Annotated in this window: 1 protein-coding gene; it reads right to left on the reverse strand. The window is 50.9% G+C overall.

Going from position 1 to position 1,183, the window contains the following annotated elements; translation table 11 throughout:
• Positions 1 to 680: 680 nt before the first annotated feature.
• Positions 681 to 1,118, reverse strand: a complete 438-nt coding sequence (locus IE158_RS13365; protein WP_505706232.1) for a hypothetical protein — start codon at positions 1,116 to 1,118, stop codon at positions 681 to 683.
• Between the last annotated feature and the right edge of the window lie 65 nt (positions 1,119 to 1,183).

Consider the following 1,183-nt stretch of genomic DNA (forward strand, 5'->3'; position numbering starts at 1 on the left):
AAGGGCAGTTGGTGGAGCCAACTGGGGAATTGCAATATGATGCAATCTACACCCGGAAGCTACTTATCGGACTTTCAGTCCACTGCCCTGCGCTGTTGATCTCACTAATTTTAATCAATAGGTCTTTTGGTTATTTAACAGTAATGACTGTACCGGGGGAAATGCGGTGTCCAGCAAACGCGCCGTATTGGTTCTGGAGACGATGGCGGGGAAAGATAGTATATGTACCGATCTTCGAGAAACTAAAAGCGGTTTGGTGTGCAATTGGGGTCGTGCTACCCTTATAGAAGGTAAGGGTTCTAGCTCCTACGATGGTAGTGTCTAGGTCAACAGCTACGCCCTCAGGAAGAGCTGCCTGACCAAGGCAAACGTCCCGAACGTCTACAGTGAGGGTAATGTTGCCGGGGAGAATACAAACATCTAGGCGAGAGGTCAGAGTCTGGGTAAAATCGACGGTAATGGCACTCATAATTTGAACAGGGAGACTGGTATTGACTTGTACGGTGTCACCAGTTTTGATGGTGGCCTGTTCAAGAGTGGGACCCAGGTCAGAAAGGCGTGGGCCAACCTGACAACTCATGAGTGAGAGGGCCAATACTCCAATACAAGGCAGGAAACGCATCATTTTCGAACTCCTTAGGAGAGGCGGAGTGGAGATGCTCTCCACTCCGCGCTTTAGGTTAGGGGCAAGCTGGATCGATGCTGCCCAGAGTCGCACTTCGGAGTATGCCGCACACAACAGACAAGCTGTTGGGGTCGAGCGTGGGCTTGATGTTTTGGAACCACATCTGCTTGAACTCAGCGGATACCGGAAGATTATTAGCATATTGAGCAACGTTACGGAACCTCTGTTGAGGGCCTCCAGCAGGCTTCAAGGCATCGTCATCCCATTCGTTGTAATACCCCTCAAGATCAGCATCGTAGAGATCGTATAGAAAAGATGCCACGCGAAGTTCGCTGCCCGGCCCTGTGGGGACCGAGGGATATCTGTCAGGGTACTCAACCCAGTAGGCTATGCCTTCACTTGCCGCATTAGGTACATTGTCGGTGGTTACAGCCTCAAAAAAGTCTGCCCATCCTTCGATCATGGCTGCTTCTGGACCAATGTCTTTTTCCAGGTAGTGGCTGCATCAACGTGACAAGTTGTATCGGTGGAAGGCCAGAGTCAGGCTGGCTTCGAGCA

Source organism: Deinococcus piscis, assembly GCF_014653275.1.
Classification (GTDB): Bacteria; Deinococcota; Deinococci; order Deinococcales; family Deinococcaceae; genus Deinococcus; species Deinococcus piscis.